At 60.3% G+C, this 18759-nt stretch carries 16 protein-coding genes; 2 read left to right on the top strand and 14 right to left on the bottom strand.

The features are described 5' to 3' along the window. On the bottom strand, window positions 1-2598 hold a 2598-nt coding region (locus AC0L3I_RS28315), incomplete at its 3' end, for a beta strand repeat-containing protein (protein WP_473529073.1). Between the two features lie 322 nt (window positions 2599-2920). Here AC0L3I_RS28315 and AC0L3I_RS28310 point away from each other — a divergent pair. Then, a complete protein-coding gene (locus tag AC0L3I_RS28310; protein WP_473529072.1) occupies window positions 2921-3871 on the top strand; it encodes a transglutaminase-like cysteine peptidase in 951 nt (316 codons plus the stop codon). 62 nt (window positions 3872-3933) lie between these two features. Here AC0L3I_RS28310 and AC0L3I_RS28305 read toward each other — a convergent pair whose 3' ends face one another. From AC0L3I_RS28305 to AC0L3I_RS28290, 4 genes are read right to left on the bottom strand one after another with little or no spacing between them, the layout of a single operon-like run. Beyond that, a complete protein-coding gene (locus tag AC0L3I_RS28305) occupies window positions 3934-4572 on the bottom strand; it encodes a ribbon-helix-helix domain-containing protein (RefSeq protein WP_473529071.1) in 639 nt (212 codons plus the stop codon). Continuing rightward, window positions 4562-5851, bottom strand: a complete 1290-nt coding sequence (locus AC0L3I_RS28300; protein ID WP_473529070.1) for an HlyD family type I secretion periplasmic adaptor subunit — start codon at window positions 5849-5851, stop codon at window positions 4562-4564. The genes AC0L3I_RS28305 and AC0L3I_RS28300 overlap by 11 nt, the downstream gene beginning before the upstream one ends. 46 nt (window positions 5852-5897) lie before the next feature. Further along, entirely contained in the window at window positions 5898-8030 is a 2133-nt protein-coding gene (locus tag AC0L3I_RS28295) for a type I secretion system permease/ATPase (RefSeq protein WP_473529069.1), read from the bottom strand. A gap of 40 nt (window positions 8031-8070) precedes the next feature. Next, window positions 8071-9519: a TolC family protein gene (locus tag AC0L3I_RS28290; RefSeq protein ID WP_473529068.1), complete on the bottom strand. Its 1449-nt coding sequence runs from the start codon at window positions 9517-9519 to the stop codon at window positions 8071-8073. 311 nt (window positions 9520-9830) lie between these two features. Here AC0L3I_RS28290 and AC0L3I_RS28285 point away from each other — a divergent pair, with 311 nt between their 5' ends. After that, window positions 9831-10370: a hypothetical protein gene (locus AC0L3I_RS28285; protein ID WP_473529067.1), complete on the top strand. Its 540-nt coding sequence runs from the start codon at window positions 9831-9833 to the stop codon at window positions 10368-10370. Window positions 10371-10824: 454 nt separating this feature from the next. Here the strand turns inward: AC0L3I_RS28285 and AC0L3I_RS28280 are convergent, their stop codons facing one another. The 9 genes from AC0L3I_RS28280 to cpaB are packed head-to-tail and all read right to left on the bottom strand — an operon-like array spanning window position 10825 to window position 18671. Next, window positions 10825-11412, bottom strand: coding sequence for a hypothetical protein (locus AC0L3I_RS28280; RefSeq protein WP_473529066.1), 588 nt, complete (start codon window positions 11410-11412; stop codon window positions 10825-10827). Continuing rightward, window positions 11409-11999: a L,D-transpeptidase gene (locus AC0L3I_RS28275; RefSeq protein ID WP_473529065.1), complete on the bottom strand. Its 591-nt coding sequence runs from the start codon at window positions 11997-11999 to the stop codon at window positions 11409-11411. Before AC0L3I_RS28275 ends, AC0L3I_RS28280 begins: the two co-directional genes overlap by 4 nt. Continuing rightward, window positions 11983-13146, bottom strand: a complete 1164-nt coding sequence (locus AC0L3I_RS28270) for a CpaE/TadZ family protein (RefSeq protein ID WP_473529064.1) — start codon at window positions 13144-13146, stop codon at window positions 11983-11985. Before AC0L3I_RS28270 ends, AC0L3I_RS28275 begins: the two co-directional genes overlap by 17 nt. Next, window positions 13143-13778, bottom strand: coding sequence for a TadE/TadG family type IV pilus assembly protein (locus AC0L3I_RS28265; RefSeq protein WP_473529063.1), 636 nt, complete (start codon window positions 13776-13778; stop codon window positions 13143-13145). Before AC0L3I_RS28265 ends, AC0L3I_RS28270 begins: the two co-directional genes overlap by 4 nt. A 2-nt stretch (window positions 13779-13780) precedes the next feature. Then, window positions 13781-14317: a TadE/TadG family type IV pilus assembly protein gene (locus AC0L3I_RS28260; RefSeq protein ID WP_473529062.1), complete on the bottom strand. Its 537-nt coding sequence runs from the start codon at window positions 14315-14317 to the stop codon at window positions 13781-13783. Window positions 14318-14322: 5 nt separating this feature from the next. Next, window positions 14323-15807, bottom strand: coding sequence for a TadE/TadG family type IV pilus assembly protein (locus tag AC0L3I_RS28255; protein WP_473529061.1), 1485 nt, complete (start codon window positions 15805-15807; stop codon window positions 14323-14325). Between the two features lie 60 nt (window positions 15808-15867). Beyond that, complete coding sequence (locus AC0L3I_RS28250; RefSeq protein ID WP_473489691.1) at window positions 15868-16137, bottom strand: hypothetical protein; 270 nt, start codon at window positions 16135-16137, stop codon at window positions 15868-15870. Between the two features lie 4 nt (window positions 16138-16141). Then, window positions 16142-17587 carry a type II and III secretion system protein family protein gene (locus tag AC0L3I_RS28245; RefSeq protein WP_473529060.1) on the bottom strand — a complete coding sequence of 482 codons (1446 nt, stop codon included), beginning with the start codon at window positions 17585-17587 and terminating at the stop codon, window positions 16142-16144. 43 nt (window positions 17588-17630) lie between these two features. Continuing rightward, entirely contained in the window at window positions 17631-18671 is a 1041-nt protein-coding gene (gene cpaB, locus AC0L3I_RS28240; RefSeq protein ID WP_473529059.1) for a Flp pilus assembly protein CpaB, read from the bottom strand. Window positions 18672-18759 lie beyond the last annotated feature (88 nt).

The following is an 18759-nucleotide window of genomic DNA, read 5'->3' as shown; positions in this document are numbered from 1 at the left end:
GGTGGCGATGGCGCCCTCGGCGACGCTGTTGGTGTTGGCGTTCGCCGTCGGCACGTCGTCGACGACGTCGATGGTGATGGTGTTGGTGATCGTGTTGCCGTTGGCGTCGGTCGCCTGGTAGGTGAAGCTCTCGACGTTGTTGACCGTGTTGGTGCCGTTGTTGGCATCGGCGCCGTCGACCGGTGCGGTCAGCGTGTAGCTGTAGGTGCCGTCGGTATTGAGGGTCAGCGTGCCATGCGAGCCGGTCGCGCTGCCGACCAGCGCAAAGGTGTAGGGGCCGCTGCCGCCGGAGACGTTGTCGGCGACCGTGCCGGTCACCGTCTCGGCCGGGCTCGGCGGATTGCTGCCGATCGCAAGTGCTGCTTCGTTGACCGTGGCGTCGTCATTGGCGGCCGCCAGGCCGCTGTCCGACAGGGTGATGGTCAGCGTCGTCGTCGACAGGTCGCCGTCGCCGTCCATGATGGTGTAGACGAAGGTGTCGGTGGCACCGCCGGCCGGCACGACGTTGGCAAAGCCGTCATAGCTGTAGGTGCCGTTGGCGTTCAGCGTCAGCGTGCCGTAGCTGCCGGCAATGCCGGCGCCGCCGAGCCCGCCGCTCACCGGGCTGGCGGTGTTGCTGCCGGCGGCCACGCCGACAACGCCGCCACCGGCGGCTGCACCGTCGGCGCCGAACACGTCGTCGGTGCCGTCGCTCAGCACGTTGCCGGTGGCGATGGCGCCCTCGGCGACGCTGTTGGTGTTGGCGTTCGCCGTCGGCACGTCGTCGACGACGTCGATGGTGAGCGTATCGTTGGCGCTCTGCCCGTCCTGGTCGGTCAGCACCACTGCAAAGTTCTCGAACAGGCTGTTCTCACCGAGGGCGGTGGGATGTGCCTCATTGTCGAGGAGCGTGTAGGTGTAGCTCACCTGACCTGTCGCGGCATCGTAGGCCGTCACAGCCAGCGTGTTGCCCTCCGGCGTCGTGAACGAGCCCGCCGTGAACACGCCGTTGGTGATGAAGGCCTGACCACCGATCGTCAGCGAGGCAATGCCGTCGGGCGAGGAGATGGTGAAGGTGCCCGTACCGGTCTCGGCCGTGCTTGACGGGTTCGAGCCGGGCCCGCCCGGCGTCCCGACATTTAACGCCTCTTCATTCACCGTCACGTCGCCGCCACGCGCCCCGGGCGTCAGGTCGCTGATCACCGGCGGTGCATCGCCGATCGAGATTGTCAGTGTCGTATGCGACAAGTCGCCGTCGCCATCCTTGATGGTGTAGGTGAACACGTCGTCGACGCCGCCGGGCGTGCCGGCATCGCGCGCATAGCTGTAGGTGCCGTCCGCGTTCAGCGTCAGCTTGCCGTAAGTCCCCTGGATCTGCATGCCAAGCGTGCCAGCGTCGTCCAGATCGGAATTCGTCGTGCCGCTCGTGACCCCGACCACCGTCGCGCCATCGGCGCCCTGCGTGTCGGCCGCCCCGTCAGTCACGTTGACGTCAAGGCCGTCTGTCCCGCCAGCAAGCACATTACCCGTCGCGGGGCCGAACTGACCCGCCGCGATGCTGTCCGTGTCGGCAATCGCCGTCGGCGCGTCGTCGACGATGTTGATGGCCAGGTTGCCTGGCGCTGCCGGATCGCCGTCGGCGTCCGTCACCGCGACCGGGAGGTTTACGCTGGTGGTGTCGCCGGAGGTGTTGTCGATGAGCGTATAGGAATAGCTGATCGTGCCGAGGCCGGTCGCGGGGTCATAGACATAGCTCGCTGTCAGCGAGCCGGTCGCGTCGGTGAAGGTCTGGGGCACGCCGGTCAGCACATGGCCGCCCAGCGAGACTTCCGACACGCCGTCCGGCGAGTTGAAGCCGATCGTGCCAGAGGTCGTCTCCGTGGCCGCAGGCTCGTTCGAGCCTTGTGACTCGCCGCTGCGTGCCGGCAGGCCAGCCTCATAGACCGTGGTCGAGGCCACAGGATCGATCGAAGGGGTAGAGTCTTTCTCCCTGACGCCAATCGTCAGTTCCCGCGGCTCCAAACGGCCAAACTGCAAGGCCGTCGGCGGCAGCAACGCCGACAGATCGAATCCATTGCCGATCCCACCGACTGGAACCGCGAAGTTTCCGCCGGCACTGCCCGGCGTCCCGTTTCCCGGCCCCGCCGAGATCGAGCCGTCGGCGCCGAAGGCAATGTCGACATGGCTTGCTTCAAGCGCCGCCAGCAAGGCGACGCGCGGCACCTCAATGTCGCCGAGAATAAAGGTCGGCACGTTCAGGGCACCGTCCTTGATGATGACCACCGAGCCGTCTGGCTGTTCGAGCAGAAGGTGGCGGCCATCGACTCGGATATTGTCGATGGCGACGTTGGCCGGAAATCTCACGGTGTTGCTGGCGTCGGCCACATATTCATGCGGCGCCGCGGCCGCTGGTGCATTGGCCGCTGCCGGCGCTTCCGTTTGCACTGGTGCGCCGTTGCCCACATCCGCCGGCACCGGCTCGGCTGCTGCCGGTTGCTCGGTCGAGGCTGCTTGCGCGACCTGGATACCTGCCGCCGATGCCAGGCCGCTGTGTTCATTGGAAGCAGAATGTTCGTCCGAGGAACCTGAAACACTGTCCAATTCGATAATGGTCGCCATAGCTGAAACCCCTCCGGTATTTCTCTGGAAGAGACAGCGGTCACCTCGGCTTTGCAACAGTCTGGTAATCTATTCCATATATCCTAATATGCATCTGCCACTATTTTTTACGCATGGTAAATCATATTTATATAACCCTATATATGTTGGCGCTGCAGACCGAATTGCTGGCAATCCTTACGACAATGACGCGAAAAAATAAGTATAAATATATATAAAAGTTTATACAAAATAGACGTATCCCTTTGCGGCAAAGTTATCCACCTTCCTTTCCAATAATTTGAGACAAGATTGGTAGCGTCCACAGTCAAAGGTGGGCGTTATGAAAAAAGAAAAGGCTGGCCTGGGCGGCCTCAAAATGCTCTTGCTGGCGGTCGGCCTTGTCGGCCTGTCGCAGCCAGCACTCGCGAATGCCATTGTGGCGGATGTCGATGCGGCCGGTGCGCAGCTGGAAAAGGTGCAGGCGCCGCCATGCCTCGGCGGCGTTTCGCTGGCGAGATTTCAGCCTTGGCGGCCTGCTGAAGCTTACCGCACAGATATGTTTCCCGGCAGCTACGGGCTAGCCGTTGCTGATTACGGGGAGGCTCTTTCGACGTCGCGAGGCGATGTCGGCATAGATCCTGTGCAGACGGCGGCGATAATCCCCGGTGTGTTCGGATCGGTTGCCTTGTCCATGCGCAACTCTCCCGTCTCGGCGCGCTGGGCACCTGTCTACAGGGCCATCGCCGGCTGCTCTGCGAGCAGTGCGTGCGAGCGCAAGAGCGCTGCTTTTGCCGAGATCGTTAACGCTGTCAAAGACCGGGGATTCAGCGACACGCTGTCCTTCGTCAACAGCAGCATAAACCGCGCGATTGCCTACAAGAAAGACAGTGCAGTTTACAGCAGGCTCGACTATTGGGCGAAGCCTTCGGAAATCCTCGAGCGGCGGGCTGGCGACTGTGAGGATTTTGCCATCCTCAAGATGGCGGCACTGCTGCGGGCCGGCATCCCGGCGCAGAGCATGTCGCTTGTTGTTCTCCAGGATCGCCGCAGAAAATTCTTTCATGCCGTACTGTCGGTGAGTACGGACAGCGGCACATTCATCCTCGACAGTCTCAACAACACTGTTTTGAAAGACAGCGATCTCCCTGATTATCTGCCGCTGTATTCCTTCAGCACTGACCGGGCGTGGATCCATGGCGCAAAACCAGGGGGCGCGCAAATAGCCGACATCAAAGGCGCTTTCGCAACGGTTGCTCCTGGCGAAGGTTCGGAGCCGGATATGTCCCTGTGAAAACTACGCGAAGCATCGTCAGCCTGGATTGAGCTGCACTTGCCCGGAGCGGCAGCTCTAAATTAGCCGTTGACGAACGCCATCAGCAGCTCCGGTTCGGGTACGGGCGCCCGCACTGCATTCAATTGACCCCGATACCGACGTTCGCCGGCGCCGATGACGAAGCCGCTGGCGATCGGAACTTCGCCATTGGCATCGAGTCGGGCAAAAATGTCAGCGACATTGAGATCCAGCGCAAGCTTGAGATCTTGTCGTGCATCATTGTTTGGTCCGGTCGGCAACTGACGCTTGACCAGCTGCTGGAACGGAGCATTGAAAGTCAGGATCTTCTTCGATGACGCCAAGGCAAAAGCGGGCGAGGGGCAGGCAACCAATATGGCATTGATCGTTCTGATCGATGCAAGCTTTCGCAGGATCAGGTTTTCATCCGCCAGCCCGAGTATGCAGGCCACGCGTATCGCCGACGTCAGATTGCCAGCCTTGGTTTGATTTTTGGCGATCTCGTCGATCAGCATGCCGATCGTGCATTTCCTGTTTTCAGCCATCTGCTTCAGCGACATCCAGAAAGCCTTTTCCAGACGAATGCCGCGGCGTATGCCGCCACGCGCGACAACCCGGAACTCCAGTCCGAAATCCTCTCTGGTGATCGGCAGGAGCAACCGATCATGGGTGCTGGGAGAAGAGTTGGCGCTAGCGCTCACTCATGGCCTCCTGACGCGCCTTGTTGATCGGCTTCAAAAGGTAACTGAGGATCGTCTTGCGTCCTGTCTTGATGTCGACCGAACAGATCATGCCGGGGATGATCGAATAGGCCTTGCCGTCCCTTTCGAGGGTCGACTTGTCCGTCGCGACACGCACCTGGTAAAAGGGCTCACCCGTTTTCTCGTCGACCAGGCTGTCGGCGGTGATGTTGGAGACCTTGCCTTCGATGCCGCCGAAGATCGAGAAGTCGTAAGCGGTGACTTTTATCAGCGCCTCCTGGTCGGGACGAATGAAAGCGACATCGCGTGGCGAGACGCGCGCTTCGACCAGCAAGGTTTCGGAGGTAGGCACGATGCCTGCCACGACCGAGCCAGGCTGGACGAAGGCGCCAACCGTGTTTAGCTCCAAGGTATTGACGATGCCGTCCACCGGCGAACGGATATCGGTGCGCGCTACCTTGTCGGTGGCTCCACGAATGGTTTCGTCCACGACCGAAAGCTCGGCCAGCGCCTGCGTCAGTTCATCCAGTGCTTCCTGCTGCAGCTGGAGGCCGAGCTCCTCAACCTGGAGTTGAGCTTCAGTGATCGTTGACATGATCTTCTTGACTGTCTCGCCGGACAGATTCAGCTGACCATTGAGTTCGGTTTGCTCCCGTTCGACCCGGATTTGCTCTGTCCTGGCCATCAGCCCCTTTTTGACCATTGATCCGACCAGTTTTGCCTCTTCGTCGCTAACGGCCAGATTCTTGGTGAGGCGTTCGGAATTGGCGGCTGCTTCGTCCAGTTCCTTCTCGCGCTGGTCGAGGCGCGATTTGAGAACCGACAATTTATTGTCGAAGTTTTCGCGCCGGGCTGTGAGAAGCTTTTGTTCATTGTCGCAGATTTGCGGAGCGATCGACTGAATGTCGGCCGGGCACGGAAAGGGTCCTGCGAGATTGCCGCTTTGTTCATATTTGAGCCTTGCGATTCGCACTTCAAGCGCGCGTGACTTGGCCTGCTGCTCGCCAAGGCTGGACGTATTCAGCGTGTTGTCGAGGCGAATGATCAGGTCGTTTTTCCTGACGACCTGCCCAATCTTGACGGCGATTTCCTGGACGACGCCGGCTTCGCTGGCCTGGATGATTTGGGTCTTGGACGCCGGGATGACCTTGCCGTCGCCGCGTGCGATCTCATCGACTTCGGCAAAAGACGCCCAAGCAACAAAAACGACGAAGAGCGCTCCTATGATGAATATGGAGGCCGACGCGAAAAGCGGCGGACGATCTTCTTTGGCAAGCATTTCCTTACGCCCCATTATATTGAACTCGCTCAATATAATCTATTTTTCATGAGCCACTTTTCTGCAGTGCCTTTACGACCTGTTCCTTTGGCCCATCTGCCACTATCCTGCCTTGCTCGACAACGATAAGCCGATCCACCAACTCAAGCATGCTGTAGCGGTGGGTCGACACGATCAGCGTCGTATTCCCGTCGAAAGCCACTTTGAGCTGTTTGATCAATTGTCGTTCCGAGGCCAGATCCATTGAACCTGACGGCTCGTCCAGGAAGACGATTTTCGGCTTGGTCAGCAGCAGCCGCGCAATTGCCACCGTCTGTCGCTGCCCCCCCGAGAGATTGGTACCCCGCTCGCCGACGTTCATGTCATAGCCGCGCGGGTGGCGAGAGACGAACTCGTCGACGCCGGCAGCCTTTGCGGCGTCGATGATTTCTTCGTCGGTCGCTTCGGGGCACGCCATCAGGAGATTTTCCTTGATGGTGCCTGAAAACAGATCGCCGGCCTGGGCGACGATCCCTACCGCAGCGCGAACCTCCGACGGGTGGTATTGGCGGATGTCGATGCCGTCGAGCAAAAGCTCTCCCGAGGTTGGGAGGAAAAGCCTGCCGATCAGGCGACCCATCGTCGTCTTGCCGGATCCTATGCGGCCGATGATGCCGATCCGTTCTCCCGGTTTCACCGAAAAATTGAGGCCGGCCAGAACCTCGTTTTCCGAACCGGGATAGACGAACCCGACATTCCTGAACACCATCGCACCGTTGCGGATGGGGCGGTTGACGAAGCCCACCGTGTCCGGCCGGTCTTCCGGTTGAGCCATGATCGAATTGATGATTCTCAACGAGAGCATGGCTTGCCGCAGTCTCGAAAGGGTGATGGCAATCTGGCCAAGCGGAGCAACCGCGCGGCTCGCGAGCATGACCGTGCCTATTATTGCTCCTGTCGAAATATGGCCTTCCGAGAAGGCATAGGCGCCGGCTACGACCAGGGCGACGGTCACAAGCTGTTGTATGGCCTGGGTGACGTTGCCGGCGGCGGCCGAAAGCTGCTTGATCTTTTCCGACGTATTGGCGGCGTTCTTGGAATGCTCGCCCCATTTCCGCAGCAGATACGCTTCGGCCCGCAGCGATTTGATCGTCTCCAGCGTCGAAATGGATTCGACCAGCAAGGCCTGGCGCTGAGAAGCCTCGTTCATCGAGGCGGCGACTCGCTTGCCGATACGTCGCTGCGTGATCAGCCCGACGATGACCGACGCCACGAAGGCCAATGCCGGTATGACCACCAGCCAGCCGCCTATCGCATAGATGACCAGAAGAAAGACGAACACAAAAGCCGTATCGATGAAGACGCTGATGGTGTTGGAGGTGAAGAACTCCCTCACGAACTCATATTGGGTTACGCGATTTGCGTATTCACCGGTCGAGCCAGGGCGCGCTGACAGAGACGAGTTGAGGACTTTTTCGAACAGAAGATATGATATTCGCAGATCTGCTTTGCGCCCGGCATAGTCGATGAGAGACGCCCTGGCGGTCTTCAAAAGCAGATCGAACAGAATGACGGCGCCGATGCCGATTGCCAGAACCCACAGCGTTGAAGTTGCCTTGTTCGGCAGGATTCTGTCGTAGACGTTCATGGTGAAGATCGGCGAGGCGATGGCCAGCAGATTGATGAATATCGCCGACAGGACCACTTTCGAATAGGTGCGCCAGAAGGCGCCCATCGTTCCCGTCAGCCAGTGACGCCTTTCTATCTTCGCCGCGGAACCGACCTTCATTCCTTCGGCGGCATTGGCATAGGTTATCGAAAAGGATACGCCGCCACTGATGAAACTGGCGGCAAGCTCGGATTTGGCGATGATCGTGCGGCCATCTTCCTGCGGGGCGGTCGTATATGCGCCGTCTTGCATCTCCGCCAGCAGAGCAACAGGCAACTGGCTGACGCGAAAGAGAATGGCAGGAAGATCGACACGACCGCGCAGAAAATCCCGGTGGCTGAATTCCTGGACCTCCAGACCGATCCGTTCGGCAAGATGCCTGATGTCCTCCACCTCTATTCGCGTCTCTGAAAGCGGAACCCCGGCGAACAGGACGGTTTCGGCGCTCGGCCTGCCGAGATATCCGGCAACAGCCGAAAAGCAGGCCTTGAATGCCTCTTTAGGGGAGAGGATGTTGGGTTGCTGATTCACGATCTGCCCGCAAGGACTCTCGATCGATCCTTAAACCGAGCTATTTTTTCCTGACCGGGGCGAGGATGTCGAAAGGCAGATCATTTTTCTGTTCCGACGGGGTGCGCGCATAGGTTTCGGTGTCAGCAGTCTCCGGCGTTGCAAACTCGGTCCTGGCATAAGCCGTCGCCTGTTTTGCCGGCTGAAGGTTCATCGTTTTCAGCAACTGCCCGGTCGCCGCCAGCAGCCGATACTCCGCGAAAAGCGATGCGTAGGAGGCAGTATCCGCCAGCGCTGCTGTGTTGAACCGCGTATTTTGCGCGTCAAGCACGTCGAGCAGCGAACGCTGTCCGACCTTGAATTGCTCGCGGTAGGACGCGACGATTTTTACGCTCTCGGCAGCTTGCTGCCGCAGAGTCTTGGCAAGTTCGGCTTGCCGGAAACGGCGATCCCACGAGGTGCGGACGGCTTCCTCGATTTCCCGCAAGACCTGATTCAATACAAGTCGCTGTTCGCTGGTACGACGTATCTGTTCCTGTTCGTTGGCCTTGTCGATGCCGCCTCGGTAGAGATTCCAGCGCAGCACGAGTCGCGCCTCCAGGTCGCTGCCGTCCCCGTAGTCGCCATCAATGTCATAACCGGCTCTAGCGACGCCCTCGGCGACAATAGCGGGACCGAATTTTGCGCGGGCCGCATCCACGAGGGAAGCGGCGGCGTCGATATCGCTATTGGCCATGTGGACGCGTGGATTGTTCTCCCGAGCCAGTCCCAGTGCCTCATCAAGCGACCTCGGCAGCGCGCCGGCGACATCGCCCGGCCTGGAAGCGTTGGTCAGCGGTTTTCCCACGGTCTTGAAAAACCGTATCTTGGACTGCTCCAGCTCTTCGGAAGCTTCCTGCAAGCGTGCCTTGGCTGCTAAAAGCCGCTCCTGGGCTTGTTGGCCGTCGGCATCGTTCAGCGCACCACCCGCGATGCCTTGCCGGATATCTCCGAGAATCCCCTGATGGAAGGCCAGATTCTTTTTCGCCTCGGAAACGATCGAAGCCTGCAGCATATATTCCAGGTAATCCTGGACGACGGAGAGCCCGATAAATTCCGACCGCTCCAACACCCGGAACGAGGCTCCGTCGACCCGCGACGCCTGACGGTCCAACTCGGCCCGCCGGGCCCCGCTGTCGTAGAGCGTCTGCCTAACCACGACGCTTGCTTCTGTCGGATAGAGGGGATCATCCTCCAGGGAAAGCGCCCGCTGGGACGAATTGTCGAGGCGGCGAACACCCGCCGACCCTTCGAGGTCGATGCTGGGAAGATAAAGGCCCTTGGCCTGGCGCAACTCGAATTCGATTGCTTCGCGGTTTTCTATTGCTTGGCCGATCTCCGGATTGGACTCGACGGCGACGGCCATCGCTTCCTTGAGCGTGAGGGCACCAGCGCTCCCGCAAGCCAGCATCGAAAATGTGAAGAGCAGGCCAAGGCGCTTGCCAATGGCCACTTTGATTGTCGTATTCATGGTCTACCCCACCCACGCTTCTGCCCGGTACTTTTTGTATGGCCCAAGTTTATATGGCCAAGCCTTCTCACCGAAGCTTTGACAAATTATCCGATAAATTCTTCGAATACGTCAGTGTTTATTGATTTAGGGCCGGCTCTAAATAGGGTTTGGGCCATAAAGTTTCGGGGATGTAGCAAAAATGGCACATAAAACGGGCGGCTCGCCACGGTTGTGGGCTGCGCCTGCGCCTGTATCAATGCTGCTCGCCGCCTTCCTTAAGCTTCGCGCAATCTTTGCAGTCTATTCTGCTTGTCGATTGGCGAGGGAACATGACGCGCAAGCCGCTACTGCTTTTTGCCTTCCCGGCTCTCATCCTTCTGATTCTGGCAGGGGGGCGAGCAGCGACGTTCCTGCTCGGAACCTATCCGGCCAGCCCCGCCGTGTGGCGGATCTGGCTTGAACTGCGCCCGTTGTCGATGATGTTCTGGCAGCAGGTCGACCTCTATCTCAGCGGTTCAATGGCCCTTGATGCCGCCATCCTGACCGCCGCATCGATCGTCTGCTGGATGGCTTGCCGGACGCGAAAATCGGCCGCGTTCTTCTTCCTTGCCAACCACGCCGCTCTGCTTTTCGCCGGGTTGATGATGGCTTCCAGCAGCCATTCTGAAACGGCGAGTACGATCGCGGCATTCACCGCACCCAGCGGCCATCCATTCTCGCTGATCCTCGATTTCACATGGCAGAACAGCCTGGTGCTGCTTCTGGGCACTGCGGCCTGCGCCTACTGTCATGTTGCGTTTCTCGGCGAGGCGCGACAGCGTTCCCGGGCGCTCGCCGTACGGCTTATTGCTCTGCAGCGGGATCTCTAATGCATGTCGCGCAAAAGTGCGCAGCGGTTTTGCGATAACGACATGCATAAGAACAAGAACTTAAAGCGCGTCGCATGACTCCATTCAAACGCGACGCGCTTTAGGACCCGGGGCACGCCGTGGTTTTCACGAAATAGGCCTTCACGTAGCCGTCCAGGCTGACCGACGGCAACGGATAGTAGGTGACCGGGCACCATTGCCGCTTTCGGTCGGCCCCGGCCGGCCGGCATGGGCCTGTGGCCACGATGATGCCGTTGTGATCGCTAGCGATTGCGCCCGTAGCCCTGGAGAGGTGGCTTGGCTGCGATCGGATATAGAGAACATCCCAAAAGTCGACATTGACAACATGGTAGCAGGTCGCAGCCGTCGCGCTCCCGATCGGCATTGCCAACAAGACGACGGCAGCTCTGCACGCAGCTGAACGCAAGAACCCGTCTCTCGATGTCTGTCGCTTCTAGTTGATTTTCTTGTAGTGGACCTTGCCGTCAGGCTGCACTATGCGCTGGTAGGACGCGTTTGGGGGAGGGGGCGGCGCCGCGATCCTCTTTTTGGGCGGGCGCGGCGCTTCGACGATACTGGGTTCGGTCGCTTCTTCGAGATCGGTGGCTGCTTCCGCCATGGTGCTGGTCGTGATCACGGAAGGTTCCGCGATGCTCGACATGTCGTCGTCACTATCCAGGGGCAGCTCCTGTTCAAGCCGGGCAATACTGCCTTTGACTTCGTTGAAGCTGCCATGCAGTTGACTGTCCAGTTTTTCAAATCGGCTTTGAAAGCCGTTGTTGACCGTATCGAGCCGGGCTGCGATCCGTTGCTCGAACGATCCGAGCTGTTCCAGCCGCCGTTCGACAAGGCGCAGATCGTTGATGCCGCGGTAGAAATAGACCGCGGCCGTTATGTTCACCGCCGTGATCAGCAAGGCGCCGACGGCGACAACGCCGATCATCCTTGCGTTGCTCGATTTCCCCACTGCGGCTTGCTCTTCAGTGTGGGTTGCCGGCCCAATGTCGATTGCCGGCATATCCGGGTCGCTGATCATCGTCATTGGACCACCACCTTTGCGCCGACCGAGACGCGCTTGAAGAGATCGATCACATCAGTGTTGGTAAGACGGAAACATCCCGATGTTCCGTCGAAGCCGATGCCCTTGGGATCGTTGGTGCCATGGATGCGGTAGAGCGTGTCGCGCCCGTCCCGCAGCAGATAGAGTGCTCTGGCGCCGAGTGGATTGTAGGGACCGGCGGGCACCATTTCCGGCAGCTCCGGCTGGCGGGCGCGCATTTCCCTGGGCGGGCGCCATTCCGGCCATTCCGTTTTCGCCCCGACCTTGACGATGCCGGTCCAGCCAAAGCCGTCGCGTCCGACGCTGATCTGGTAGCGCAGCGCCTGGCCCTGCCGGGTCACCAGATAAAGCGCCTTCTCGTCCTTGCGGATGATGATCGTGCCGGGATGTTCCGCGGTTTGGAGAGCAACCGCCTTGCGCAGGCTGGGGCCCATTGCCGGCAGCGGCGGCCGGTCCGACAGCGCGGATCGGGCATCGGCGAATTCCCAGGCCGGCATGCCCAAGGCAAGGCCGACGATACAGGCGCCGGCAAGCCTCGGGACGATGCGGTATCTACCGGGCGGCGTCATCGAGCCGCTCTTTGAACATCCGCTTCAGGTCCTTGTTGAAGCGCGCCCGTCCATCCACTTCGGAAGGCAGGATGGCCCGGTTCAGTGCGTCGGTCAGCAGCGCATTGTCCAGGCCGACCGACTTGATATGCGGCGCCTTGAAGATCTTCTCGAGTTCGCTGCGCGAAAAGTGGTTGCCGAACCATTTGCGCTTATGCTTGTTGGCGACCAGCGTGATGCTCACCGAATTGCCGCGCAGCTCGCGGATCTTCGTGTAGAGCCGCTTGCCTTGCCGCAGCGAGGCGACGTTGAGCTCGAAGACGATGAAGATCTCGTCGCTCGTCGAAAGCACGGAATTCTGCCAGGGGGTTTCGATATTCGGCAGGTCGATGACGATGTCGTCGAACCGGTAGGCGACGAGGTCCAGCAGCCGGAACACGAAATCGGCGCCCTGCGGCTCAAACGGCAGCTGCGGCCTCTCGAACGAATAGAGGGTCAGGCCGGACGGGCGAGAGAGCTTGATGACGTCCATCAGTTCGACATCGAGCCTTTCAGGCTGGCCGATAATGCCGGCCAGGTCGAACTGGTTGAACAGGTTGAGATAGGCGCCGCAGTTGGCGCTCTGGAAATCGAGGTCGACGAGGCAGGTCGAAGCCGCCCGTTCGGTGGATTTCGAGGCCAGGAATTCCGCCGCCGACAGAGCGATCGTCGTGGCGCCGGCGCCGCCGCTGGCGCTGATGAAAGTGATGATGCGGCTCTTGGTGCCCTGGTTGCCGGTGTCGTGAAAGGTGACCGCGTTCAGCAGCTCCTTGGCGTCGAGCGGCTTGTGCAGCCAGTCCGAGGCGTTCATGCGAACCAGGATGCGCGTCTTTTCGGAGGTCAACTCGTCGGAGACCGCGATCAGCGGTACGGTCGCCCACAAGGCGCGCGCCGCGACGATGCCGGGCTCGCCGAGCAGCTCGCCATTGGCCAGGTCGAGGATGACGATGCCCGGGCGCGTCTCAGCGGGCGGGCCCTTAAGGAAGTCAGCCGTCTCGGAAATCCTGACATCGTAGATGGCCAGCGCATCGAGCCGCGTCGCCACCTCGCGCTTGAACTGCGGATCCGACGAGAATAGGGCCACCTGCTTTCGTTTGGTCGGCAGAACCTTGGTGTTGATGGCGTTCATGACGCGGTACTCTTCAGGTCTTCGCCCGTAACCGTGCTCAGCATGGAGGGCATGGTGATGTTCGCAAACCCCATCAGCCCTTGCAAAAAGAAGAACTGGAAGGTCCGGTTCTGAAGGCTGACGGTGATTGTCGGCACCGGTCCGCCGAACCGAGTCTGGTAGCCCAGGCCAGTGGCGGAATAGGCGATGACGACATTGTCGCGCCGCAGGCCAGGAAAGAAATGACACATACCCGGCCGCTGGTTAGTCGCCAGCGCGGGACAGGCGTCGTCATTAGTGACTGCCGTATCGCCGCGGAAGATGCGACTGAAATTGGCAGCATTGAATGTGCCGCCATTGCTACAAGCCCCTGTGCCGGCGGTATATGCGCAGACGAAGGGTCCATAAGCGGCGGCCACCACCGGCGCGCCCGGTGTCGTCGTCGGTGCGGCTGTAGCTAGCGCGGTGGCAACCGGATCGGAAATAGACGCCAGGCGCGCGCCTAACTGGACGGCCTTGGTGGCGGCGTTCCATTGATAGAGGGCATAGCCGAAATCGACGAAACCGAGAACAAGGGCAAACAGCAGCGTCGCCACGATGGTCATTTCTACCATCGCCGCGCCGTCTTCCGATTTCGCAAAACGCTTGATCATGGTCAGAATCGGATCAACCGCTCCTCGTGAGAGCCGGTCAGCGTGATCGGACCGATTCCGATGAACGACAGCATGCCGACGCCGGCATATGGATAGTTGCCGGCCGCTCGGACGATGCAGACTTGTGCCGTGGTGGAGCGGTATTGGGTGACGCCGGCGACGACGGCGTCGTGACAGGAAGCGGGGGCGGCGATGGTCACCGTGACATCCGATGTCTGCCAGCCGCTGACGCGCGGAACGTCTGTCACTGTTACCGCCGCCTTGCCGAACACAGCAATGTTGGTGGCGATATCGACGCAGTTGATCGCCGTGAAACCGGGGTAGCTAGTATAGAGTTGGCTGTTGCACCGCGCGGCAAAGCGTGCCGCGTCCGACAGGCCGGCCTCCATCAGCAGCTTGTTATGGATCAGATTGCCGAACTCGAACACGCCCGCCGACAAGATCAGCATCAGCGGCGTGATCAGCGTCATCTCGACGAGCACCGCACCACGGCTGTCGCGTCGAAATCTGTCGAGGTGGCGCCATAGCGTTCGGATCATCGCCATCACCGATAAAGCTGGGCTTCGTCGCGAAGGAAGTTGTCGAGTGTGCCCTGGCCGCCGCGACCGGTAATGTCGACAAGTTCAACCATCACCGACGCATCATCCGATGGTGACGCAACCGGTTCAGTGAGGAAGAAGCTGCCGAAGGCTTCGACCGGCAGATTGGTGCTGTGGCCGGACAGGCCGTTGCCCGCAGCTTCGAGTGCAGCGCAGTTCAGGATCGCGCCATAAATCAACCGACGATCAACGGAGGTGACGGGCGGTTGGCAAGCTGCCGACGGGGTTCCAATCTCTCCACCTGTCGACGCGGTGCCCACCAACCCGGCCGATATCTCGTAACGGTAGACCTCATAGCGCGTCGGCTTGGTTGTATCCCATGACGATGGATAGGAGGCGGAACCGAAGTTGGTGCTCCAATAGCCGGAAAAATTCCAATCTCCGTCGCCCATCCTGCCGCCTTGATACGGCGTTGTCGCATCGCGCGGAAGACCCATCGTTCCAGCTTCGGTGAAGGAAAGCTGGTTCATGGCAGCGCATTGATTGACGCTACCTGTGGTCTGTATAGCCCCTTTTCGGACATTGGCGGCCGGGCCGTATTCAGCACTATCGAAGTGGTTACCGTTGGCTCCAATCCCGAAACGAACGTTGAAGGCGTCTTGTACCGGGCCGGCGTTCTGACCTGTCTTCGTAGTCACGTTCGCGGAGTTATAGCAGCCAATCGGCCTTGATGTCGCGATCGTCTGAGCCAGCGCTTGAGCACCATTTCCCACACTTGGCGGAGGCTCGAGGAAGCCGAAATTACCTGGACCAGCAGCAGCCCCATTTCCAACTTTCCGCAGTTCGATCAACCGACGATGGACAGCCGGATTGGAAACAGCCTGCTCAAGCGTATAACCCCCGGCATTGTTTGTCCCGTTCACCATCTCATAGGGGTTGCACATGAAGACAGGCGTAAAATCGCAGACGCCGGAGGTGAAGCCCGCCACGGCGACTGCCCCGACATTGAAACTGTTGCTGGCGCCGGATGACAAGAAGGAAGCCGGAAAGATCGCGGCAAATCCGACCGGGGTTACCGTGACTTCCACAAAACGGGCAAGTCTGGCGTCATTCAGTTCGTCGGTGATCACATTGGCGGCCACGATCGGGAGATTGTCGGTGGCCGGCAACGAGCGAAGATAGCGGCGTGTTACTCCGGCGGCAGCTAGCGTTTGAGGAGGGCCGGAGGTCGAGAAGGCGTATCGATTGCTTACCAGCGTAGCGATCGCCCTGTCAGCACGGATGATAGCGCCCGACGTCCCATCCAGCTCAGCCGCGCCCGCCAAAGCAAACGCATCCGCCCCCTTCTGAAGATCGTTGTGAAGGTTGTTGACCCGGCTCATATCGATCGCCAGCAGGGAAAAACCGATGATTGCCGGCAGCATGATGCTGACCAGTATCAGCGCTATTCCCCTTTGATCGTGCCAGAACGCGCGAACAATCCGCAGCATGGTCTTACTCTTGGCTCCCCTGACGCCAGTCACTTTGCCTGACGCTGAACCCGCACTCTTCTATTCAACCCCGGTGTTGCCGACGTTGACCGTGATGGCCGGCGGAGGCGGCGGCGGTGGTGGAAATTTGTAACTCTGGGCAACAGCGGCAGCGCGCGCGCCATCGCCTTCGATCGCCGTGTTCCTCGACGCCGGATTGAGCGGATCGACGGTCTGCAGCAGCGAATTGTATTTCTGCGTGTCGCCGGCAGCCAGTGTCACCGTTTCGTAATTGTTCAGGTAGTCAGCGGCGCAGCCCGTCAGCCCGCCGGCGCACAAGAGGATGAGCAAGATCCTATTTCTTGACATAGAGCATCTTGTCCTTGGATTTGAGGTCGAGCATGTGGCCGTAGGGACCGACCACGCCTTCGCCCAGTTCATATTTGCGAACCATGTCCTTGGTCACTTCGAGCTGACCGAGAATGAAGAGCTCCGGGTCGTTGGCGGACCGTGTCTTGTCGAACGGCGTCGCCAGCTGCTCGCCAGGCTTTACCGGCCGCACGATACGCGGCGTCACGATCACGACCAGTTCGGTCTCTTCCTTCTGGTTGCTCGAATTCCGGAATAGCGTCCCGACGATCGGCACCTGGCCGAGCCACGGCACCTGCCTCTGGATCTTGGTGTTCTTGCTGGACAAGAGCCCGCCGACCGCGAAGCTCTGGCCGTCGCGCAACTCGACGACGGTAGACAGCTTGCGGTTGGTGAAGATCGGGTCGCCGGCGACGGTGAAACCGGTGAGGTCGCTGACTTCCGGCGCCAGCCTGATGTTGATCTTGTCGTTGTTGAGCACGACCGGCGTGAACAGCAGATTGACGCCGAACTGCTTGTACTCGATGCTGATCTCGCCATCCTCGTCCAAGGTGCGGATAGGTACCTCGCCGCCGGCATTGAAGCTGGCGAGCTCACCGGAAAGAGTGGTGAGGTTGGGTTCGGCAAGCGTGCGCACCACCCCCTTGGCCTCGAGAGCCTCGATGATCAGGTCGACCTTGATGTTGCTGTCGATGACGCGAGTGATCAGCGCCGCGAATGGGTTGGTGTTCGAAAGAAGGCCGGTAAGCAGATTGCCGGGCCCCAGCACCACACCGTCCTCGTCGACGGCGGCTATGCCCGTTGCGGTGCGGGTCGTGCCGCTGCCGTTGGTGCTCCTGATTGAGACGCCAAGATCGCGGCCGGCATTGCGCTTGGCCTCCAGCACCCGCACTTCGAGGTTTACCTGCTGGCTGTCGTCGACGGTCACGGCGTTTATGATCGCATCGGGGCCATATTGCTGGGCAACCTCCATGATCGCCGCCAGCGTGGCGCCGTCCTTGACATGGCCGCCAAGCCTGACCTTGCCGTTGATCGAACCAATATCGATGCGCGCCGTGGGAGCGACCTGCCGGATCGCCTGCGCCATGTCGCTCACGTCGACGCCGACCTCGATCTGGATCACGCCGAGCGAACGCTTGTCTTCTGAAAAGAGGTTGACGGTGGTGGTGCCGGCGCTCTTGCCGATGACATAGAGCGTCCGGTCGGTCATTGGCTGGGCGTCGGCGATCTTCTCGTCGCCGACGACGATATCGCCGAGAGTGGCGTTCACCTGGATCGTCACCGACTGCGACATGGGCAGGAAAACACGGTGGACGCTGGGGTTCGACACATCGATCCTGCGGTCGGCTGCATGAGCAGGAAGATCGATCGGCAGTAGCATGACCGAACAGGCTAGCGCGGCAGCCGCCAGTGGTCCCCGGAACATACGCATCTAGACTACCCCCCTTGCCGATTCGTTCGGCAATACCCTAGCGCTATTTTTGTCGCGGCACGTCGTAAGATTCAAGCTTCACACCCCTGAAGACGCCGATTGTCGCACGTGTCGGCGGCTCCGGCTGCACATATTTGATCACTTCCTTAACCACTTCTTGCATCTGGGGTGCTGAGGCCACTGCCGGAGCAGGTTTTGCCTTGCTCAACAGGTCGAGCCTGCTTCCCACCCGTTCCACGGCCTGGGTCAGTCCGTTGATCTTGTCGTCCGCGCGCTTGCGCTCGGCTGCTGCCTCAGCCTCGGCTGCTGCCTGCTTGGCGAGTTCGGCCTGCCTAGCGGCAACATCGGCCGGCGTCTCGCCGGTCAGGTCCGAAAGCGTGACGCGTTCGGTCGTCTCGCCCTCGCTGGCGGCTGCCTGGCGAAGCGCCAGGGACAGCTGGCCGGCGTCGGCGGCGAGGGTAAGCTTCTGTGCGTCCTTGGTGCTGGCCTCGAGCGTGACCGCCTTCACCACCGTCGGGTTCTCGGTGCTTTCATCGGCGACCTGGTCGACGGCGAGCACCTTCATGCTCTGCAAAAGCACATCGACAAAACTCTGATCCGCCCCCTGGCCGGTGCGCACCTTGCGCGTCAGCAGCACATCGACCCGGTCGCCGGGGAAAACGAACCCGGCGACGCCGAGCACGTCGTTGACCCTGATGGAAACGGCCTTCATGCCTTCGCCGAGCACCGCTGAAAGTGTGGCACGCTGGCCGGGGCCAGTAATCTTGGTGGCGAGAACAGGCTCGTTGACACCGATCGCCTGCAGCGCCTGCCTGGTGCCTTCGCCCTCCAGCATTTCTTTCGTTGTCTTGAAAGCTCCGGTCGGAACCGCACCTGAGGGCCAGGCGACTTCGCGCAACTTGTCCGCCGACAGCGTGTCGCCGAACTTCAACGGCATCGCGGCCACCACAACCGTGTCGCGCTGGACATCATCCGGCCGCGCCATTGCACTGCGCTGGCTAGCCAGCCAAAGATTGGCGAGCACCACCGCCAGCACGCCGAACACGCCGGCGAGAACGATCATGATGACACTGTTTGCGCGCATTTCTTGCCCCACCCGACTGCGTTTGCACAGCTCACTGCATTACTCTTGATCATCGACGCCGGGATGTCACCGGCGTCGATGATTAGAT

The organism is Mesorhizobium sp. WSM4840 (genome assembly GCF_055811755.1).
The sequence above is the reverse complement of the archived record's forward strand: the minus strand, read 5'-3'. Positions and strand labels throughout refer to the sequence as shown.

Bases quoted from the DNA above. Each gene is read 5' to 3' on its own strand.
- AC0L3I_RS28310 (WP_473529072.1), top strand. From the start codon at position 2,921: ATGAAAAAAGAAAAGGCTGGCCTGGGCGGCCTCAAAATGCTCTTGCTG.
- AC0L3I_RS28300 (WP_473529070.1), bottom strand. From the start codon at position 5,851: ATGCTTGCCAAAGAAGATCGTCCGCCGCTTTTCGCGTCGGCCTCCATA.
- AC0L3I_RS28290 (WP_473529068.1), bottom strand. From the start codon at position 9,519: ATGAATACGACAATCAAAGTGGCCATTGGCAAGCGCCTTGGCCTGCTC.
- AC0L3I_RS28285 (WP_473529067.1), top strand. From the start codon at position 9,831: ATGACGCGCAAGCCGCTACTGCTTTTTGCCTTCCCGGCTCTCATCCTT.
- AC0L3I_RS28280 (WP_473529066.1), bottom strand. From the start codon at position 11,412: ATGACGATGATCAGCGACCCGGATATGCCGGCAATCGACATTGGGCCG.
- AC0L3I_RS28275 (WP_473529065.1), bottom strand. From the start codon at position 11,999: ATGACGCCGCCCGGTAGATACCGCATCGTCCCGAGGCTTGCCGGCGCC.
- AC0L3I_RS28270 (WP_473529064.1), bottom strand. From the start codon at position 13,146: ATGAACGCCATCAACACCAAGGTTCTGCCGACCAAACGAAAGCAGGTG.
- AC0L3I_RS28265 (WP_473529063.1), bottom strand. From the start codon at position 13,778: ATGATCAAGCGTTTTGCGAAATCGGAAGACGGCGCGGCGATGGTAGAA.
- AC0L3I_RS28260 (WP_473529062.1), bottom strand. From the start codon at position 14,317: ATGATCCGAACGCTATGGCGCCACCTCGACAGATTTCGACGCGACAGC.
- AC0L3I_RS28255 (WP_473529061.1), bottom strand. From the start codon at position 15,807: ATGCTGCGGATTGTTCGCGCGTTCTGGCACGATCAAAGGGGAATAGCG.
- AC0L3I_RS28245 (WP_473529060.1), bottom strand. From the start codon at position 17,587: ATGCGTATGTTCCGGGGACCACTGGCGGCTGCCGCGCTAGCCTGTTCG.
- cpaB (WP_473529059.1), bottom strand. From the start codon at position 18,671: ATGCGCGCAAACAGTGTCATCATGATCGTTCTCGCCGGCGTGTTCGGC.